20 protein-coding genes are annotated in these 20,281 nt (G+C 46.4%); 4 read left to right on the plus strand and 16 right to left on the minus strand.

All coding sequences use genetic code 11. The features are described 5' to 3' along the window. Positions 1–132: 132 nt before the first annotated feature. The 4 genes from rlmD to G9G57_RS14850 all read right to left on the minus strand — a co-directional run bounded on the left by rlmD (position 133) and on the right by G9G57_RS14850 (position 4,219). Positions 133–1,857 carry a 23S rRNA (uracil(1939)-C(5))-methyltransferase RlmD gene (gene rlmD, locus G9G57_RS14835; protein ID WP_164965146.1) on the minus strand — a complete coding sequence of 575 codons (1,725 nt, stop codon included), beginning with the start codon at positions 1,855–1,857 and terminating at the stop codon, positions 133–135. A gap of 224 nt (positions 1,858–2,081) precedes the next feature. After that, positions 2,082–2,963, minus strand: a complete 882-nt coding sequence (locus G9G57_RS14840) for a diacylglycerol kinase (RefSeq protein WP_019686192.1) — start codon at positions 2,961–2,963, stop codon at positions 2,082–2,084. A gap of 177 nt (positions 2,964–3,140) precedes the next feature. Beyond that, entirely contained in the window at positions 3,141–3,929 is a 789-nt protein-coding gene (locus G9G57_RS14845) for a sirohydrochlorin chelatase (RefSeq protein ID WP_164965147.1), read from the minus strand. Then, a complete protein-coding gene (locus G9G57_RS14850) occupies positions 3,929–4,219 on the minus strand; it encodes a YerC/YecD family TrpR-related protein (protein ID WP_007428885.1) in 291 nt (96 codons plus the stop codon). Before G9G57_RS14850 ends, G9G57_RS14845 begins: the two co-directional genes overlap by 1 nt. 229 nt (positions 4,220–4,448) lie before the next feature. On the opposite strand from G9G57_RS14850, the gene G9G57_RS14855 reads away from it, so the two are divergent. Then, positions 4,449–4,955, plus strand: coding sequence for a tyrosine protein kinase (locus G9G57_RS14855; protein ID WP_164965148.1), 507 nt, complete (start codon positions 4,449–4,451; stop codon positions 4,953–4,955). A gap of 6 nt (positions 4,956–4,961) precedes the next feature. Here G9G57_RS14855 and corA read toward each other — a convergent pair whose 3' ends face one another. From corA to G9G57_RS14885, 6 genes are all read right to left on the minus strand, one after another. Beyond that, the gene (corA, locus tag G9G57_RS14860) at positions 4,962–5,921 is read right to left on the minus strand and encodes a magnesium/cobalt transporter CorA (protein WP_025364065.1); all 960 of its coding nucleotides are present in this window, start codon (positions 5,919–5,921) and stop codon (positions 4,962–4,964) included. A gap of 540 nt (positions 5,922–6,461) precedes the next feature. Next, positions 6,462–7,190, minus strand: coding sequence for an amino acid ABC transporter ATP-binding protein (locus G9G57_RS14865; protein ID WP_013369518.1), 729 nt, complete (start codon positions 7,188–7,190; stop codon positions 6,462–6,464). Next, a complete protein-coding gene (locus G9G57_RS14870) occupies positions 7,183–8,631 on the minus strand; it encodes an amino acid ABC transporter substrate-binding protein/permease (protein ID WP_016819806.1) in 1,449 nt (482 codons plus the stop codon). The genes G9G57_RS14865 and G9G57_RS14870 overlap by 8 nt, the downstream gene beginning before the upstream one ends. 241 nt (positions 8,632–8,872) lie before the next feature. Next, positions 8,873–9,862, minus strand: a complete 990-nt coding sequence (locus tag G9G57_RS14875) for an inorganic phosphate transporter (RefSeq protein WP_016819805.1) — start codon at positions 9,860–9,862, stop codon at positions 8,873–8,875. Positions 9,863–9,876: 14 nt separating this feature from the next. Further along, positions 9,877–10,491 (minus strand): DUF47 domain-containing protein, encoded by a 615-nt coding sequence (locus G9G57_RS14880; RefSeq protein ID WP_007428879.1) that lies wholly within the window; start codon positions 10,489–10,491, stop codon positions 9,877–9,879. A 188-nt stretch (positions 10,492–10,679) separates the two neighbouring features. Next, complete coding sequence (locus tag G9G57_RS14885) at positions 10,680–11,774, minus strand: DUF3048 domain-containing protein (protein WP_044787178.1); 1,095 nt, start codon at positions 11,772–11,774, stop codon at positions 10,680–10,682. A gap of 250 nt (positions 11,775–12,024) precedes the next feature. On the opposite strand from G9G57_RS14885, the gene G9G57_RS14890 reads away from it, so the two are divergent. Together G9G57_RS14890 and G9G57_RS14895 are read left to right on the plus strand one after the other, a co-directional pair. Next, positions 12,025–12,543 (plus strand): DoxX family membrane protein, encoded by a 519-nt coding sequence (locus G9G57_RS14890; protein WP_013369513.1) that lies wholly within the window; start codon positions 12,025–12,027, stop codon positions 12,541–12,543. Between the two features lie 322 nt (positions 12,544–12,865). Further along, positions 12,866–13,789: a hypothetical protein gene (locus tag G9G57_RS14895; protein ID WP_164965149.1), complete on the plus strand. Its 924-nt coding sequence runs from the start codon at positions 12,866–12,868 to the stop codon at positions 13,787–13,789. 72 nt (positions 13,790–13,861) lie between these two features. On the opposite strand, the gene G9G57_RS14900 is transcribed toward G9G57_RS14895, so the two are convergent. The 3 genes from G9G57_RS14900 to G9G57_RS14910 form a co-directional block, all read right to left on the minus strand. Continuing rightward, positions 13,862–14,653 (minus strand): dioxygenase family protein, encoded by a 792-nt coding sequence (locus tag G9G57_RS14900; RefSeq protein WP_044787180.1) that lies wholly within the window; start codon positions 14,651–14,653, stop codon positions 13,862–13,864. 92 nt (positions 14,654–14,745) lie between these two features. Continuing rightward, positions 14,746–15,570, minus strand: coding sequence for an alpha/beta hydrolase (locus G9G57_RS14905; protein ID WP_016819801.1), 825 nt, complete (start codon positions 15,568–15,570; stop codon positions 14,746–14,748). Positions 15,571–15,844: 274 nt separating this feature from the next. Then, positions 15,845–16,144 (minus strand): hypothetical protein, encoded by a 300-nt coding sequence (locus tag G9G57_RS14910; RefSeq protein WP_025364061.1) that lies wholly within the window; start codon positions 16,142–16,144, stop codon positions 15,845–15,847. Positions 16,145–16,339: 195 nt separating this feature from the next. Here G9G57_RS14910 and G9G57_RS14915 point away from each other — a divergent pair, with 195 nt between their 5' ends. Then, positions 16,340–16,771 (plus strand): hypothetical protein, encoded by a 432-nt coding sequence (locus G9G57_RS14915; RefSeq protein ID WP_029514841.1) that lies wholly within the window; start codon positions 16,340–16,342, stop codon positions 16,769–16,771. Positions 16,772–16,933: 162 nt separating this feature from the next. On the opposite strand, the gene G9G57_RS14920 is transcribed toward G9G57_RS14915, so the two are convergent. From G9G57_RS14920 to G9G57_RS14930, 3 genes are all read right to left on the minus strand, one after another. Further along, a complete protein-coding gene (locus G9G57_RS14920; protein ID WP_017426197.1) occupies positions 16,934–17,881 on the minus strand; it encodes an ABC transporter substrate-binding protein in 948 nt (315 codons plus the stop codon). 129 nt (positions 17,882–18,010) lie between these two features. Then, positions 18,011–19,036: a FecCD family ABC transporter permease gene (locus tag G9G57_RS14925; protein ID WP_044787183.1), complete on the minus strand. Its 1,026-nt coding sequence runs from the start codon at positions 19,034–19,036 to the stop codon at positions 18,011–18,013. Continuing rightward, entirely contained in the window at positions 19,036–20,103 is a 1,068-nt protein-coding gene (locus tag G9G57_RS14930; RefSeq protein ID WP_373364946.1) for a FecCD family ABC transporter permease, read from the minus strand. The genes G9G57_RS14925 and G9G57_RS14930 overlap by 1 nt, the downstream gene beginning before the upstream one ends. Positions 20,104–20,281: the final 178 nt, after the last annotated feature.

A 20,281-nucleotide genomic window follows, 5' to 3' on the forward strand; every position in this document is an offset into this window, starting at 1 on the left:
CCTCCGCACTAACAAACAGCACAATCGATTACACATGCCTTGTGTATGTAAATAAAATATGTTCCCGCACTCTACCCTAAAACCTTTTTTGAATGCAGGAACATATTCAAATTGCTCTTAAACCCTCGTACATCAATGCCTTTCATCTCGATATATTACTACCACGCACTCCACATGCACCGTATGCGGGAACATATCTACAGGCTGTACTTCCACTGTTTTATACCCGCCGTCCTCCAATATCCTTAAATCCCGCGCCAGTGTGCTTGGGTTACAGGATACATACACCACGCGCTCTGGCTTCATTTCCAGAATGGTGTCGAGCAGGCGTGGGTCGCAGCCCTTGCGGGGTGGATCGACGACGATAACGTCGGCGGTGATGCCTTGCTCTTTCCATGCAGGAATGACATCTTCGGACGCGCCTACCTCAAACTTTACATTACGCATTTCGTTCAATAGCGCATTACTTCGTGCATCGTCGATGGCTTCTTTGACGATCTCCACCCCATACACCTGGTCCGCATGCTGAGCGAGGAACAAAGAAATCGTGCCAATGCCACAATAGGCATCAATTACCGTTTCTTTGCCTGTGAGTCCAGCATATTCGACGGTTTTGCCATACAGCACTTCCGTTTGTACGGGATTCACCTGATAAAAGGATCGCGCGGAAATCGCAAACTGGACGTTTCCAATGTAGTCGTAGATCACGTCACGACCCCACAGTACACGAGTCTCGTCGCCAAAAATAACGTTCGTTCGCTTTGTATTCACGTTCTGGCATATGCTTGCCACGTGTGGAATATGCTCACGGATACTGCCGATCCACGCATCTGCATGCGGAATATCTCGTCCATTCGTGACGAGCACCAGCATCATTTCACCCGTGCGGAAAGCAGTCTTTACAACGACATGGCGCAGCAGCCCACGTCCGGTTTCTTCATTATATGCACTGATGCCCAGCATTCGGCCAATCTCTTTCACACGTGCGACAACTTCGTCATTGCGCTCGTCTTGAATGAGACAAGTGTTCATATCCACGATGCGATGGCTGCCGCGTGCATAGAAGCCGCCGACAAGCCCGCCCTCGGTGACACCAATCGGGACCTGGGCTTTGTTGCGGTACCGCCACGGCTCACTCATACCAAGCGTAGGATGCACCACTACACCTTGTACATGCGGCAAATCAACGGATGTGTCGTCGTCATCCGCCACACTCAGCTTCCCGATACGTTCCAGCACATCCACTACATGCTGTCGCTTCCAACTGAGCTGCGCTTCATAGCTCATATGCTGGATCTGACAACCGCCACATTGATCGTAGATGGCGCACGGAGCTGCAATCCGGTCAGGGCTAGATTGCACAATATCCAGCAGCTTGGCATAGCCATATTGTTTTTTCGTTTTCAGCACCTTGACCCGTACCTTTTCACCCGGTAACGCACCTGGAACGAACAGTGTAAAACCCTCGACACGACCTACACCCTCGCCGTCATGGTTCATGCCGATGATGTCTAACACGGCCTCATCATTCTTTTGCACAGGCAGATCGCTACGCTCTGCATTAGACCTGCTACGATTGGAAGCTTCCTGATTCCGTCTATCGTTACTCCGTTCACCTTTGGAAAAATGACGAGATTTCCGTTCATTCCCCCGCATTTCCCGATCCGAATTATCCATATTTCCATTTTTGTTTTCGGTTCCAGCCCGAAGCATTCTATTCCCAGCTCCAACTCGTGACTGTTCCAGTTCTCTCTCTTTTTTCTCCTGCATGGTCTTGTGGTGCTGCTTTCCTTGAACTGGAGTTGCTGTTGCTGTATTCCGGCGGCTTTTTCCACGTCCGCTACGGTTATTCGTCATGATGGTCACTTCTTTCTGTTCTTCTTTTCATGCTTATCTTCATTCAGCCACATCATTCAAATCGTCATCTAGACGATGTTTAAACATCAACTCGAAAATGCCGTTACTCCCCACGGAGAACGGCAAGGACCGATATGTTCCCTACAAAAAACAACTATCCACTCTGCGTTCTGTATATCGAACTACTCAACCAACCGGAAATAAAATTATTTCCGATCCCCTTCCTACCGAAAAACATTCAAATGATGAGGTAAATTCCGGAAAGTCGCTGGCAAGGTACCGCCCAGTTCGCCATCCAGATTAAGCTGGACATAGCCAGGTGAGGTCACTTCCATGTAATCGGTTCTGAAATAAACGATTTTTTTGTCCTGCAAGTGCTCTCCGCGCAGCGCAAGTGTAACCAAGCGGATCATTTCCGCCAGATTGCATTTGCGCACAGCGATGACATCGAGCAGTCCATCATCTATTGTCGCCCCAGGAGCAAGCTTTTCAAACCCGCCCACCGAATTTGTATTCGCGATCAGGAAAAGCATAAATTCGTCGTGAATCACTTCCTGGCCCGTTGCCTTGATGATCAGCTCCTGTGGAGCAAGGCTGACCATTTTCTCCATACCTTTAAAATAATACGCCAATTGGCCAATCATCGTTTTGAGCTTGCTTGGAACTTCATACGTAAGCTCGGTTAAAGTTCCGCCGCCTGCGATGTTGATAAAGTAGCGGTCATTGGCTTTTCCGATATCCAGTGGCTTCGGATTTTGACGAATAACAAGGTCACAATAATCCTCCCAGTGCTTGGGAATGCCCAGTGCTCTGGCAAAATCATTCGTCGTTCCCAGAGGAAACACACCCAGAGGCGGGCGGTTTTCCCTTTCAGCCATCCCGTTGATGACCTCATACAATGTACCATCGCCACCAGCGGCAATAATCATATCATAGCCACGCTCAACGGCCTCTGTTGCGGCACGCGTTGCGTCCCCTTCTCCTGTAGTTGCATGGCAAGAGGCCTCAATGCCACCTTCATCCAGGCGCTGCAAGACATCCGCAAGGCGACGTTTCATTTCCTCACGCCCAGAGGTCGGGTTATAGATTAATCTAGCTCTTTTCATTCCGTTACGCCACCCGTATATTTAATGATATTTATATTCACATCGCAGTTCATCACATTCAGTCTGTACAAAATATCATCATACTGGAAAAAGACCTCTTTTACAATAAAAGAAGCCATTCACTATCCAAATAAGGGAATTTCAGGTTAAAGATACTATCACCGAATTCAGATCATCTTATTTATTATCGGTCCTTGCTTGCTCCTGCATATTCTGGAACAGTTCACGAATTTGTCTATCCATCCAGCTTGTAAGCAAAGGATGCGGCAATAAAGGATCTCCTGAGTAACGATAATCGAGTCCCTGTAAGCGTTTGGGAATCATATGACTTGTAAAATAACCCGAACTCAAAAACAGCGGTGCCACAATAACATCATGACCCCGCTCCTGAATCCAATACGCTGCCTTGTCATGCACACCCTCAGGATTTAGCAAAGCGTAATCCGTGATGATACCACTCACGTTTTGCACCGTACGGGCCAACGAGGAAATCCCTTGCTCCCAGCGCTGAAGAAAGCCGTTGTGCGCGCTCCCGTGTCCTACGAGTAAAATGACCTCGCGCGCAGGATCGACTGACAACGAGCGAACCTTGTCCCACACCATGCGGGCAACATCTTCGCCATCATCCAATGGACTACCAAAATGCACACGTGCTTTCAATCGAAACGGCTCCAAATCCGTTTCTTTGTCTGGCGCAGCTTTGACTCCCAGCGCATAGCTAATTTCATCTATATGCGTACTGCCTGACGACACAAACAAAGGAATAACCAGTAAATCTGTTACCCCCAAGGCTTCCAGACGGTCAATCCCATTTTGAATCAATCTTCCTTTAACCGTTTCCAAAAATGAAACCTCTATCGGCATTTCTTCCAGCAATTGAAGCTTTGCAACTGCCTGATCCACCTGTTCCACCCAATATGGCTCTCTAGAGCCATGGCTGATGACTAGTATCCCAGGGCTCTGCATTAGCGGCCCAGACGTTCCAAAGTCATTTTATACCCGTCATTCCCATAGTTCAGACAACGTTTCACACGTGAAATGGTGGCTGTACTGGCGCCTGTCTCAGCTTCAATCTGATTATATGTGCTGCCTTTGCCAAGCATACGGGCAACCTCCAGACGTTGGGAGAGGGATTGAATTTCATTAATTGTGCACAGATCATCAAAAAATACATAGCACTCTTCCAAATTTTTAAGAGTTAAAATAGCTTCGAACAATTGATCAATACTTTTATCATTAAGCTTTTTAAGCTGCATAGATTATCATCTCCCAAAGGTTACAATCTCTCCTCATTGTACTCGACAAATAGTTAGTTTTTCAAGCATTAACGGTTTCACGCATTACAGAACAACATTACATGACTACAGAAACTTCCTGTACGAATGCCCAAATCCGCTTTTATACCTCATTTCAGGACACGTGCCTAAACCCACTGTGCGTTTGTAACATACAGTAGAGTATCAATCTGCAAAGGAATGTGATATCATGCCTGGACATTACTATCATCGGAGGACGCAAACGCGTTCCATTTCCGATCCGTATAGTTCAACTCCTTACCCTGGACTCGATCCCTACAGCGAGGTTCCGCAAGTCGATTCCTCCGCCGTGGTGCCTTATGAGGCACCAGCGAGCATAACAGATGCCGCCTTGGTCACGCCAGACCCCGCCCCAGCCAAAGGAGGGCTGCTTGGCGGTCTTGGTAATCTCAACGATATTAAAGGTATTATTGACCGTATGGGCGGTATTGACGGGATTGTTGCTACGGTCGGCAAGGTACAAAAGATCATGTCTAGCGTGCAGCAATTTGCTCCGATGGCAAAACTGATTATGGGCTCGCTCCCAGCATTCAACAAAAACGCAAGCAAAAAAACGACAACACCAATTACTGAGGAACTGGATGAATATACACCACCACGCCGACGCCGGAAAAAGACACAGCGCAAAAGTACCACAACCCCGCGCAGACGTCCGCGCAAACGCACAAGAAAGTAGGCTATTTTATTTAAACCAACCTCGGCGCATAAACCACACCACCATCGCAACACTCAATAAGAACATAAAGAACAGTACGCCAAAATATCCATATTTCCAGCCCAACTCGGGCATATTCGAAAAATTCATACCATAAATTCCTGCAATCAGCGTCAAGGGCATAAAAACGGTCGTAATTACAGTCAGCGTCTTCATAATTGAATTCATGCGATTGGAATTAAGCGATATGTAACTGTCTCTCAGGTCGGCTGTCATCTCGCGGTCGGCCTCCAGCATGTCCGTCAGCTTCAATAAATGATCATAGATATCCGTAAAATAAGCCATATGATCCCCCTGACCCTGCACATGCTGCGAATTTAAAACACGGTACATCAGATCACGCATCGGGACGATCGTACGGCGCAGCTTGAGCAACCTGCCACGCAGGTCAAATACCTGCTTCATTAATTCCTCTACCGATTCGTGTGCGCCCAAACCTTCCAGTTCGGCTAATTCATCCTCAATGATGAAAAGGCTTGGAAAATAGTTGTCTACCAGCTTGTCCATCACCGTATAAGCTGCAGCCAGCGGTCCGCGAGACCATATTTTGCGTTCGTTCGCATGCTCGACAATCCGCTCCCAGGCCTGATCCAGCTCCTCTAGTTCATGATGGTGATATGTAACCAAAAAACGGCTGCTAATAAACATATCCACCTCTTCCGCCTCTAATGTATCTACATCAAGCGCATGTACCACCAGAAACTGTACATTCTCGTAATAATCCAACTTGGGACGTTGCAGAACATGCATACAATCCTCTACAGCCAGCGGGTGAAAATGAAAATAACTCGTCAGCAGCTCTGACTCTTGATCTGTAGGCTCGTTAAAGTCAGCCCAGATCCATATGTAATCTTCCATGACAATCTGCTCTAACGGTTGTCCCACCGTCACCTGATGATCGTGCCCTATAGTCAATGTACGTATCACCGTACGTCCCCCTCGCATATACTGCCGTCTTATGTGTTATTTATATTTTATATAAGCCATTCCACATTATACAAATCTCAAGTTCTAGGTTTCATATGCTCTAATGAAGAAAAGGATATCTCCGGGCCAGCACGCTCCCGAAGATATCCTTAAAATAATTCATTCGTTACCCCTTAAATCTTTTTTCATTTCTTATACAGTTGTGGGATGCCCTGTTCCACCATTCAAATCGAATGATGCTTACTCGCTATATCCCCCTCGGCGCAGCAAGCAGAGCGCTGCGCCAATTCCCTCTGCCTATCCCACCTATTTAAAAGTGGGGCAGGCTTTTGCCAAGAAAGGAGCAGATTCAGCGGGCAGTAGCGGAGCGGTACATTTGAATCTGGAGAAGCGAAGCGCTCGCCTTTGCCCCTGAATTCTAACCTTTTCATGTGTTACATAATCCAAAAAAATTCAGAGGCAACAGCGATCGGAAGATCAAATGGAACGCGGAGCGGTCTCCTATGTCTTCGCCTGCACTCCCGGCAAACCCTGTCCCACTTACAATACTTTCTCCAAGAAACTTATAGTCCGCTCGTTTTTCGGATTACCAAATACCTCTTGCGGTGTTCCTTCTTCCACGATGTAACCACCGTCCATAAATACGACACGGTCACTTACTTCACGCGCAAAGCCCATCTCATGCGTTACGATCATCATCGTCATGCCTTCGCGAGCCAGATCTTTCATTACGCCGAGCACTTCGCCCACCATTTCAGGATCAAGCGCCGAGGTTGGCTCGTCGAACAGCATAATGTCTGGGTTCATTGCCAGCGCACGTGCAATCGCCACACGCTGCTTCTGACCGCCGGAAAGCTGTCCTGGCAATGCATCTGCCTTATCGGCCAAACCTACACGATCCAGCAGCTTCATAGCTGTCTCACGTGCCTCTGTCTTCGTCTGTTTGCCCAGTTCAGTCGGTGCGAACATAATGTTCTTGAGCACCGTCATATGCGGGAACAGATTGAAATGCTGAAACACCATCCCTATATTTTCACGGACCTTGTTAATGTCCACGTTTTTGTCACCTAATTTGTAATCATCGACGATGACCTCACCAGCTGTAATTTCCTCCAGCATATTCATACAACGTAAAAACGTACTTTTCCCTGAACCCGAAGGGCCAATGACGCATACAACTTCGCCTTCCCGCACTTGCATGTCAATGCCTTTCAGCACCTGGTTACTGCCATAGCTTTTTTTCAGGTTTTTAACGATAATTTTACCCACGGCGAACTCTCCCTTCAAGACGGTTGGAAATTTTGGTCAGGACTGTAATGACGATAAGATACATCACCGCAACGACCAGCCAAATATCAAAGGATTGGAACGTCCGTGCAATAATGATCTTGCCCGATTGAGTCAATTCAACCAGACCGATAACCGACAGAATGGACGTATCCTTCAACGTAATAACCAACTGATTGATAAACGACGGGATCATGATTTTCACGGCTTGTGGCAAAATGATCTTCAGCATGGCTGTCCGATACGGCAAACCAAGCGAACGAGCGGCTTCCATTTGTCCCGGATCAATGGACTGAATACCCCCGCGAATAATTTCGGTCACATAAGCACCAGCGTTTAGGGATAACGTCAACACCGCCGCGACAAAAAGCGGCATTTTAAAATCGAGTGCCTGTGGGATACCGAAGTAAATAAAGAATGCAAGTACGATCAATGGAATACCACGGAATACATCAACGAAAACAGTTGCAATACCGCGGAACACCTTGTTATGGCTCACTTTCATAAAGCCAAACACCAGTCCCAGCAAAAAGGCTACGAGCAAGGATACCAGGGTGTACAACAGCGTATTTCCCATCCCTTTAATCAACGCAGGCAGCGAAGCGGAAATGAGTTCCCAGCGGCTGCGTTCTACAGGAGCCACACCTTTGCCGGATTCTCCCAGGTATTTGGACATAATTTTGTCATATTCCCCGCTGTTACGAAGATTCACAAGCCCTGCATTGAATTTTTCTAGCAGCTCCGCATTTTTGCCTTGGTTGACAGCGAAACCGTAAGAGCCACCTTTTTCCTTATCAGTCACCAGCTTAAGACCATTATTCTGAGTCACACCGTATGCCAGTACCGGATAATCATCAAAGCAGGCAACCGAGTTACCTGTTTTAACTTCATCATACATTTGAGAAGAATCGTCGAACGGAACGGTAGTAAAGCCATATTTTGCCTTAATGGATTCCGCGAATGTGTAGCCTTGTGTTCCTGTTTTGACAGCGACACGCTGTCCTTTCAGGTCCTCATAGCGTTTAATCGTATCATTATCCTTACGGACCGCCATGACAACACCTGAGTCGAAATAGGGCTCAGAAAAATCAAATTTTTGCTTGCGTTCATCTGTAATACTCATCCCGGCAATGACACCATCCACTTGATTCGTTTCAAGGGCCTGCACTGCCGCGTTAAAGCCAAGTGGCTTAACGGTATACTCAAAATTCTGGTCCTTAGCAATAGCTGCCAGTAAATCCATATCAATTCCGACAAATTTACCATTTACATCTTCAAACTCAAAAGGCGCGAACGTTGTATCCGTGCCGATATCATACTTTGTTTTATTTTCTGCGTGGGCCACTACACCGAAATTACCGGCCAGGGCAACCACAGAAAACAAACAAATCATGAGTGCTATTAGTTTTCTTGGTTTTTGCATAAGATCCTCCAGTCAGTTGAACGGTTCAAAGTTTTCTGTTTATTCTACAGGAGTTATTAAAAATTGACTACTTTGATGTCAGGTATTTTTTAAAAAACATCTCATGGAACTATCTGGATGTGTAAACTTTAGAGATGCATTTTTGCCCGAGAATGCCAATAAGCCCCTGCCGCAAAAAGCGGACGGAAGCTTATTGTGTATCCTATATTGTATGTTCTTTTTCTAGAAACCATGAAGAAAACTAGAAAAGAATTTTGAATATCAAACCTGACAATAGCGCAGAAATTGGAATCGTTATTACCCAGGTTATTACAATACGACCAGCTAATGACCAGCGAACCGCACTAAAACGCTTCGCAGACCCTACACCCAGAATCGCCGAAGTAATGGCATGAGTGGTACTTACTGGCAAATGGAGCAAAGTAGCTGTGAATATAACGGAAGCCCCCGAAACATCGGCTGCAAATCCATTGATTGGGTCAATTTTAAAAATCTTAGTTCCCATCGTCTTGATGATCTTCCAGCCCCCAATAGACGTACCAAGCGCCATGGCTGTTGCAGCTGAGATTTTCACCCACATAGGTACTTCCAAATGGTCTTGATACCCTGCCGAGACGAGTGCGAACGTGATAATCCCCATCGCCTTCTGAGCATCATTCGTACCATGCGTAAACGACTGAATAGCTGCCGTAATCACCTGCATGGTACGGAAACCCTTGTTCACCGTATGCGGACTGCGATAAGCAAAGATGTATTTCAAAATCATCATCACAATGTAACCGACAACAAAAGCAATCAGCGGGGAGAAAATAAGACCCTCAACAATCCCGATAAAGCCGCTCCAATTTAATTTATCCTGTCCTGCACCTACATACACCGCTCCGGCCAACGCACCAATCAATGCATGGGAAGAGGATGAAGGAATACCGAACCACCAAGTCAAGAGATTCCAGATAATAGCGGCGATCAACGTCGCAATGACGATATCAATTCCGTTCGTAAGCTTGGTTGGATCAGCGACACTTCCACCAATGGTCTTGGCAACCCCGGTAAACAAGATCGCTCCGAGAAAGTTCATAACCGCAGCCATAATAATCGCACGTCGCGGCGTCAATGCACGGGTCGAGACCGAAGTAGCAATTGCGTTCGCCGTATCATGAAATCCATTAATAAAATCAAATGCCAGAGCAAGAAAAATAACAATACCTAGTACCAGTAAACTTGTATCCATGTAAAAGGACTCCCTTACGAGTTACGCATAATGATGGATTCCAGCATATTTGCAACATCCTCGCATGAATCCGTTGTCGTTTCAAGGCGTTCGTACAATTCTTTGCGTTTAATCAGCTCAATAGGATCAGTTACAGTTGCAAACAGGTTTTTGATGCAAATACGCAGTAATTCATCCCCCTGATTTTCCAAATCATTCAGGCGAATGGTGTATTCACGAATAGCCAGCAATTTTTTCTGTGAAAGCAAATGTACAGCCTTTTGAATTTCGTAAGCTGATTGACGCAAAATATCAGCGAACTGCACAATATACTCGTCCGGCTCTGTAATGTTGTACATATAAAAACGAGAGGCTGTCGCTTCAAGACCGTCCAGCACATCATCCATGGTCGTTGTCAGTTCCATGATGTCGTCGCGTTCGAGCGGCGTAATGAAGGTCTTGTTCAACTCAGTAATAATCGTGTGTGTGTAATCATCACACTTATTTTCATACTTCTTCATCTCATTGGTAAACAAAGTCACATCTTGAAGATTTGAAGTATGTTGGGCAAAATAATCGGCTGCTTGCACGATCGTATCTGCCATATTTTCCAACGTCTCGAAGAATATATCCTTTTTCTTCAATCTCATAACGATTACCCCTTTACGAAAATATCCGCAACCTGTTTCGACTGCAATAGACAACCTTTGCTATCTTATCACACTCATCAATGTTTTTGTAATGTTTGTAAAAGCAAATTTCTAGATATACGTATACAATGCCCGACATGGAAGGTCATTATCCGACAATTTTTCCCTAAAAAGGAGTATTACGTTTTCTAATTTGCTTCTATTGTTACATGTTCCGCTAGTGAAGTATCTGCAGGTACCACATGTATATAGGATGTACCTGGCGTTAACGGGATTTCAACCCCATTTTTCATAAACCGAATCGCATCGCCAGATATATGCTGCCATTCAGCACGTATTAGCTTTCCTTGTTGAAACACCATGGCTTCTCCGCTACCGTCCAGCTCAACACTTAGTCTACCTACATCATCCAATGTTCGATGCCTCGTGCTCATCACAATCACATTGGCCGCTGAGAGCTGTTGATTATTATTTTGATCTAGATGTGACTTTTCGTTCACAAAACGCTTATATCGTTGATCAGCTGGATCATAGGTATAAGATACGCGATAGCTTTTTAACAAAAATCGGATGTGCAAAGAGGCGGCACTCTCGTCCACCATAACTGGAGTTTCGCCAGTTTTAAGATAACGATATACTGGAACCTCCGTCTGCTTGGCATACCCTTTGCTATCGCTTCCTTTACGCAGTCTGCTCACATCTGTGTATAAATTATGTGGAGGACGACGGTCTTTGCTTCGCCAGAAGTAAGCCCCTCCATTTGAAATCTCGTCCAGATGCTCCTTCCGCTGCTGCTGTAAAATCGCATAGGCATCTGTACTTCCCCCTGCATGTATCGGCAACGCACCATAGGTTTCGCCCAGTTCAATCAAATACGGTCGGATGCTGCGGACCGGACCGATCTTCACATCACCACCATGACTTTGGAAAAAAGCTACCAAACGGGTAATTCCGCCTTCTGCAAGAACCTCATATACCATGTCTGCCTGGCTAAGCCCCGCCTGTGGACGCGCAGCCGGAGCATTGTTAATCATGACAGCTAGCGGCCGCTCTATAACAGACTGCTCCACCGGAAGCCCGGTAAGCGGAGCTGTAAATGCCGGAACAGATGGCTCCTTAGGCGGTTCAAGCACCTTTTTCTCTGTTACTTGCTGGGTCGGTTTAGGAACGGATTCAGATTCACCCGTATTGGACAAAGCAGAACAAGACATCATTGTCATGCATAACAGAGCTGAGGCCATCACACGCAGCCAATGATTTCGTTGAGACATGGGCCCGGACAAGTTCATCCCTCCACATAGTTATTTTTCTCATTATAAGCTTTATTTCCTGTTTTTGTCTTGATTGAGGCATTACCTCTCTATAGAATACTTATCTGAAGACATTAAAATTTAAAAAATATTTAGACTTTGTGATTTTTATCACAAATAACTGTAACTGAACCTAATACAATAAAGGTGTAGCAAAGATGATCATCCCAAACAAAATGAAATACAACCCATCATTATAGATTAAGAAAGAGGAGTGGTTTAAATGTTTAACAACTGGTTACGTGAGAACAAAGTAGCAATGTGGCTGCTGACTGTAGTACGGGTTTATCTAGGTTATGAATGGATGACCCACGGACTTGAGAAGCTGACTGGCGGATTCGATGCAGGTGGATTTATCTCGGGGGCCATTGCTAAAACAGGTGGAGATCATCCCGCTGTACAAGGCTGGTGGGGATCGTTCCTTGAAGCCTTTGCCCTGCCGAATGTCGGTTTATTCAACGTCCTGATCCCATTGGGTGAGTTCTTGGTCGGGGTTGGCCTACTGCTTGGTACATTGACTACACTGGCTACTTTGATGGCTATGGTTATGAACTTCTCGTTCCTGTTCTCGGGTACAGTAAGCACCAATGCAATCTACCTGCTGGTTGAAATCTTCCTTATCGTTGCTGGTGCAAATGCCGGAAGAATCGGCTTTGACCGTTGGGTACTGCCCTTCCTGCGTGGACTGTTTGGTAAAAATAAAGATACTTATCAAACGGACCCCAATCGAAAAATAGCTTAACTATCCAAAAAACAACCGTTATCCTCTGGCTAATGGTTGTTTTTTTGTGCAGCTATGCTGCTTCTCTTTGGTGTTTTTTGCCAGCTATGCTCCTTCTCTTCGGTGTTTTTGTGCAGCTATGCTGCTTGTATGTGTGACCATGCTGCCCCTCCTCTATTTAAATGAACAAAGGAGTCCTCAAGTCCACTCTGACTTGGAGACTCCTTTTTCGGATTCATCTTCCCCCACAAACGTTTACAAGTTGGATACAACATGGAATGTTCACGATACATTTACCCTGTACACTACAGTTACATCAAAGAACGCAATGGAGGGTTATATCATGAAAAAAATCACCAAAGCCTACCTCATGCTCGCAGCAGTAACTTTCACAGTACAGACGATCGGATTGGGATCTACGACATCAGCCAAAGCAGCGACATCTACTACAATATCTCAAGCAGAAGGTGTACAACATATTTCGAAAACCTTCGAGCAGCTACTACGCCAACCAGGCAAGTTACCTCAGGCATTCACTTATTTACAAAAGCATATCCAATCCATTCCGGCCTCTCAAGCTACCATCCTAGTGCTACACTTGGAAAATGCACAAAAACAGCAATTGGATTCATATGCACAGGCCTTATATCCGACCTCTATTCAAACTAAGATTAATCAAGTCTATAAACCTGGTGATTCGTTCACTAATGTAATCAGTCGGACAAGTGATACAAAGCTGAAAAAGCTACTCACTCAATCAAGAGATGCCGGCTACAAACTTGAAACCGCAGAAGGCATGTTTTACCCAGTCATCAATTATGAGAAATATAAAGTATTCGGAAATGACATTACCGCAGATATCCGCAGCTATATTGACATCATGGCAACGGAATCTGGACAGCCGGCTACCAAGGATGCAGCTTTACACATCGGTTATCAACAGTTAGCCGGAAGAGTGCTGGCGCAAGAGTCGTTTATAACCCAATATCCACATTCCAATCGTACACAAGCAGTCAAATCATTACATGATCTCTATTTCTTCTATACTTTTTATGGTACGAACAATACACCATTATTCGATGATGACACCAACAAGATTCGCCCCAATGCCAAAAAAGGATATCAGCTCGTCGTTCAGCGCAACAGGGATTCGAAGAGTCCCTACATTCAAAAGCTGAAGGCATTTATGACACTACTAGATCAAAATGAAGATAAGCGAACTACGCAAGTATCCGCCTGGCTAAAAAAGAACGTGCCGGCTAATTAATCAAAGAGGAACAGACCAAAAGAACTTCCAACCCCACACATCATGTGGTTTCGGAAGTTCTTATTCTTACATTTACAGATCACATTCTTGACCAAAAGCCCAACAATTGAGACTCAATGAGCCAAGGACATACGACTGAAAAAGCTTACGCGCGGAGCGATCATGATCGGCAGCTCCCATAACGTAAAACAAAGGTGAAAAATGCTCTATTCCATACGAAGGAACCGCCTGTTTGGCATACGGAGCCTTCTTGTCATATTGGAACAGATGACGCAAATTCCAGTCTTGAAGCTGCTGTGCGATCCAGTCATCATATTGAACGGCCCAATCGGCTGGCTCACTCGTCTGCTTGAGTGTCCGCAAGTTGTGGACCAAGCCTCCACTACCGAGGATCAAAATCCCTTGATCACGCAGTGGCGCCAGCATCCGTCCAATCTCGTATTGCTCCTGAGGATCGCGCCGTGAATCAATGGATAAGGGTACGACCGGTATGTCCGCATCAGGATATATATGCCGCAAAACCACCCATGCTCCATGATCCAGTCCCCGGTTCCGAACCGGCTGGTGGAACAGGTTATGCTGACTGAACAGATGCCCTATCTCCTCATACAGCTTTGGATCGCCTGGTGCAGGGTAATCAAGAGTGTACATTTCTTCAGGAAAGCCGTAGAAATCGTGCAACGCTGCATGCTGATCATCCGCGCCGATACATTGATCGGGGCTATCCCAATGCGCGGAAAAAATGACAATTCCTTTGGGTCGGGGCAGGCTCGCGCCCAGCTTTGCAAGAAAACTGGTATATGCGTTATTTTCTACAGCCAGTGTCGGTGAACCATGCGCAACAAAAATTGAGGGTAATGTCATCGCTGCCAACCTCCACACGCCAGTATAGTGTTACTCTTTCATTTTACTCCGGCGGAGGCACAATTTCCAATACAAACCGTTACACCCTGAAATCAGATCATCCAGTGCTGCCAATCCCGTTGAATATTTTCTTGTTCATCCAGCCATTCCAGTGTGCGGTCAATCAGCTGTTGCCGCTCTTTACCTGATGAGAAAGTGTGATCTCCCTGAAAAATAATTTCCTTATCACAGCGTCCTTCTGGACGCATCCAGAACACCTTTTGAAACAGAAACGCATAATCCACAGGAATGATATCATCCGAGGTGCCATGAATAACGAGCACATCACCGTTAAATTTAACGGCCTCCTGGAACGGTTGGAATTGAGCTAATGACTCAAAATAAGCTGGTGTGAACTTATAGCCCAGGTAGTCTGCATGACCGGTTTTAACAGATTCGTCGTATACGCTTCGCTCCGTAATTTTGACAATGTCGTTGAACGGATAGCCGACAGCTGACCAAAGGACCAGGTTCTGTACTCTCTTGTCCCGAACAGCTGTGAGAAGGGCAACTGCGCCCCCCAAACTGTGACCGATCAACGTCACCTTAGTCGGGTCAATGTCCGCGCAATTCACGGCGTAATCCAACACAGTGCGTGTCTGATTGATCATGGATTCGAGCCCCTGCTTGCCGTATTCACCCGTACTTTCCCCACAACCGGCAAAGTCAAAGCGCAGTACAAAATATCCACCTTCGGCCAATTCACGCGCAGTCTTGACGAACAATCGATCGACTCCGATACGATTGCCCACAAAACCGTGACAAATGACAACGAGCGGAACTCGTCTTTGACGCTCTCCCTCATTTGTACGGTTTGGATAATGAATTGTAGCGGCCAGTTCCTCATTTTCAAAACGAATTCCAATTTGCCGTTCCATCCTGATTCCCCCTGTTTCAAGCTTCATTACAGCATTTCATCATTCAAGCTCATATAGTAACGTGGAATATCCATCCAGAATATTCATTCACTTTAATTCCGATAAGTTTAATAAGTTTTATAGTAAAGTCAGTCTATCATCGCCCTGCTTCCTTGTCAACCTGTCAGTTCATACCGATATGGAAGTAAACAAATGGCGCTCCCCAATGCTTGTCGGAGAACGCCATACTACTCGCTTATTAGAGTGCAATCTCTACATTAAAGTAGACGACTTGCTATTCGTAGCTGTGCCTGAACATTTGGTGGGTTTCGACTCGTCCCTCCCACTCCAGTTTACAAGAGGCGCCGTTATTTTGATCCTCATGCCACAGGCTGCGGTAGCTCTGTTCACCCAGTTCACCTGCAAATTCTGTATCCTCAGCCAATTCAGTATCGTCCAATATACGGTACGTTGGAGATGTCCCTTGAACGCTCCGGTGACTCACGTTTGCAAGCAAGGCTCCCCCACTGTTCCCGTTCGGAGCACCTGTCAGTCGTTTTTGGACCGAATAATCTGCCTGGTTCTCCAGTTCCATGATGCCACATCCTCTCAACGTTTTATATTCAGGTTGCTCCATGCGCTCACCCTGTATCCAGTTTGAGGAGAATGCGGCGGTAATATACATAATGGATAAGCCTTTTGCCATCCGGCGTTTCCTCACGTATACTGTCTTTGTTACAAAATGGCGATTCCATCAGCTTGGAATACGATCATAAAGCAGGAGGAAGCAATGAATAAAGCAAAAAATTATACGCTTATTGCATGGGTTGCCTTGTCCATGTTTTTCTTGACACAGGCGATTATCGGTTGGTTTATCACATTTACAGGCGGGGATATCAAACCTTTTGAAAAAATTAGCCTTTCCACCCTCATCATCATCGCCGCAGGTGCCATTCTGCTGGTTGAAGCACTGATGAATTTCATGGATCGTCCGGAAGAAGGCGAGGAGACACAACAACCAGACCATGCTCCCGTGAAACCCCAAATGAATTTCAAATCCATCTTGATGTATGTAGTACTGGTTGTTGTCATTCTTGTCGCCGGACTTGCGCTGCGCAGTGTGCTGCCGGTATTCAAAATCTCACCATGGATGAATTTAGTGCTGGCGGCTATTGGCTTTATTGGACTCAAACCGATTTTTTTGCGTAAAAAACATTCATAACCTTGCAATTCTCACAGTGCTGGAGCTGCCTCATAACGGAATCGTAGCAGCTCCTTTTTATTTGCAATCAGCCATCTCACTTGAAGCTTGGGATCGTCAGAAAAACCGTACCCCCACCTGCAAGAAGATGCATGGGAAATACGGCTTGCTGTACTTTAGCATTTATTTGGAAAATAGTTGTTCTGCATTATCCAATGCAATTTTGTGCCCCATCGCGGAATAGTCTAGCCAAGGCTGTCCGTCCAGCATGTAGACATGACCTTGCTTCACAGCCTTAAGTCCTTGCCATACTGTATTCCCCTCCAGCTGCTTGTATACCTTTTGCGCATCTGTACCTTTACTAATAATAACCAGGATGGCATCGGCATTATAATCCGGCAAAACCTCTTGGGATACAACCTGGTAGGCCTTGTTGATCTTTTCCACACCTTTGGCTGGCTTCAAGCCTAAGTCCTGATACAATAACGGTCCTACTGGACGCTTCATCCCCATGACACGAACTTCTTTCGCTGTGACACGTACAGCCATGACAGTCCCGTCTCCGATTTTGGAATGAATGAGCTTTTTGACCCGTTCCCTCTGTGTATCATAATCTTTCAGAAAAGTGTCTGCCTGTGCTTCATGTTTAACCATAGCAGCTATTTTTTTCAATTGATCTTTCCATGTACCTTCATCCAAATCAAAAACCTCGGTTGGTGCAATTTTTTCAAACTTGGCCACATCAGTTCCCGAATATTTTTTGTCGAGGAAGATATGATCAGGTTGAAGCTCCAGTACCGCTTCCATATCAGGGTCTGTGACAACTCCCAGCTTACGAGTATTTTGAAGACGATCTTTTACATGGGGCAGAAAATCCTTCACATCTCCACCAATCACCGAGCCCGCCGGAGTAATGCCTAGTGCCAGCAGGTTGTTCGTCAAATGTATAGACATCGAAGCAATACGTGAATCCGCACTAATGGTGGTTTGGGCACTATCGTCCGCTTTCGTATCGCTAGCCTGTTTGTCTGCTGCTTGTCCACAAGCGGACAGCATGATCATGCATGCCACAAGAGACAGGGCTACCCATGAACGTTTAAGCCCTGAACCCTCAAATCTATTTTTTCTCATGAATATTCTCTCCTATACTATAGAAGCTCTATTTTATAATGTTAAAATCGTCAAAACTTCTACTTCGTTGTTGTTCCGCACGCTGCATCATGTGCAGCTTTAGATTTCATATGTAACCTAATCCTATTGTCATTTGGTTCGGGACAACAAGAATAAAAAATACGGAGCTCCTACCACAGCAACCACTACACCTGCTGGAATCGCATTCGGCTGAAATACCGAACGACCAATCGTATCTGCTGTGACCAGAATAACGACCCCGACCAAAGCGGCTACTGGCAGCAAATGCTGATACATCGGTCCAACCAGACGGCGAGCCAGATGAGGCGCAATCAGCCCAATAAAACCGATGCCTCCAGCCATGGATACGCTGGCGCTCGATAGAGCCACTGCTGCGCCCAGCAGTATTAAGCGCTGGCGCTTCACACTTGTACCAATTCCAGCTGCGGTCTCATCACCCAGCGACAGATTATTCAGGCTACGTGTCTGAGATAGAACATAGGGCAATACAATGACAATCCACGGTAGTAAAGCCACTGCATGTATCCAGTCCCGTCCCCATACGCTGCCAGCCAACCAACGTGCGGTAAATGCGTACGTATCCTCATCCAGCCGTAACGACCAATACAGCGTTATGGCGCTGAGCCCTGAGGCTACACCGATACCGGACAGAATCAATCGCACAGGCACGATTCCTCTGCTGCCACTATAGGACAACATAACAATCAGTACCGCCGCAACGACACCTCCTGCAAAGGTAAACAAGGGAATGAACAAGGCTACTGATCCTTCCAGATCGCGAAAAAAGCTAACATACATCACCAGGCCCAACGCAGCCCCCGCATGAAGGCCCAGCACTCCCGGATCTGCGAGTGCGTTTCGCGATAAGCCCTGCATGACTGCCCCGGCTGCACCTAGTCCCGCTCCAGCCAGCACTGTTACAACAATCCGCGGCAGACGGTATTCAAACAGGACCATATGATCACGTCCGCTCCCGCCGCCAAACAGTGTATCCAGCACGCGTAGCGGTGGAATACGAATCGTTCCGGTATTCAAACCCAGCACAAGAACAGCAAAGCTGATTCCCACCAATACTAAGCAAACGAGCCAAGCCTTGATCGTTCTTGTATCCCCTGTCCCTAGAGAGCGACTCACTATAATTCCCTCCTTTCCTTACGAGCGAGAAAGAGGAAAAAAGGTACTCCGATAAAAGACACCATAATTCCAATAGCTAGCTCCTCCGGTGGATTCGCCATTCTCGCTCCCAAATCAGCCAGCACTAGCAGCACGGCTCCCAATATTGCAGACAATGGTACGATCTGGCGATAATCCACACCGATCAGCTTGCGAGCAATATGTGGAACGACCAAGCCTACAAAGCCGATGGCCCCGGCAGCCGATACGGATAGCCCAGCCAGGACCACCACAGTCAGCAACCCCAACAGCCGGATACGCCTGAGATTTAGTCCCAGGTTCAATGCTACCTCATCGCCCATTGAAATCAATGAAATGGAGCGTGCGAGCCCCATAGACCAAGCGATCACAATAAGCAAAATCGGCGCAAGAATCTTAAGCTGCGACCATTTGATTCCGGCAACACCACCCGCATACCAGAAGGCTAGATCCTGACTTAGATCAAAATAAATCGCAATTCCCGAAGTCATGGAACCTAACAAGGCTGCTGTCACAGCTCCAGACACCGTTAGTCTCATGGGTGTCAGTCCTCCCGGCGCGGATGCTCCCAGCCCGAATACCAGTAAGGTACTCATCAGTGCCCCCAGGAACGACAATATAATTAACGTCCCATAAGGTAGATCGGGGAAAAAAGCAAAACTCACTGCAACTACAAACATCGCTCCTGCGTTAATGCCCAACACACCTGTATCCCCCAACGGATTGCGTGTAATGCCTTGTATCAGAGAGCCTGCAACCGCCAGGGCAGCCCCAATGATAGCTGCACCGAGCACACGCGGCAATCGCAGCTCATGAATGATCCTGTGTGTCATCAGCGAACGATCATAGTGAAATACTGCCGACCATACCGTGCTTACGGTCAGGTCTTTGGCTCCAAAAGAAATGGCAGCGAATATGGCCAAGGCCAATAATACAGCAGAAGCTGTGAACAACAACGCCTGCCGAATCCTACCCGCTCGGAGCACCGGACAGACTACAGAGGCTACTTCAGGTGCGGTCCTCTCTGTCGAAGCTGTATGTTTGTCCATGCTGTCTTTAGACTGCATTCGGTGAGGTCACTCCCTCCATACCTGAAAGCCACCATGGCTCTCATTACGATAACGTCAATGATAATGATTATCAACTTGATACATAATAGCATGTTTCTATGACATTGCAAGCCAAAAACTGTTCCCCCATTAGGAGGAACAGTTTTTAGATATACCT

This window comes from Paenibacillus sp. EKM211P (assembly GCF_011066175.1).
Lineage (GTDB): Bacteria > Bacillota > Bacilli > Paenibacillales > Paenibacillaceae > Paenibacillus > Paenibacillus polymyxa.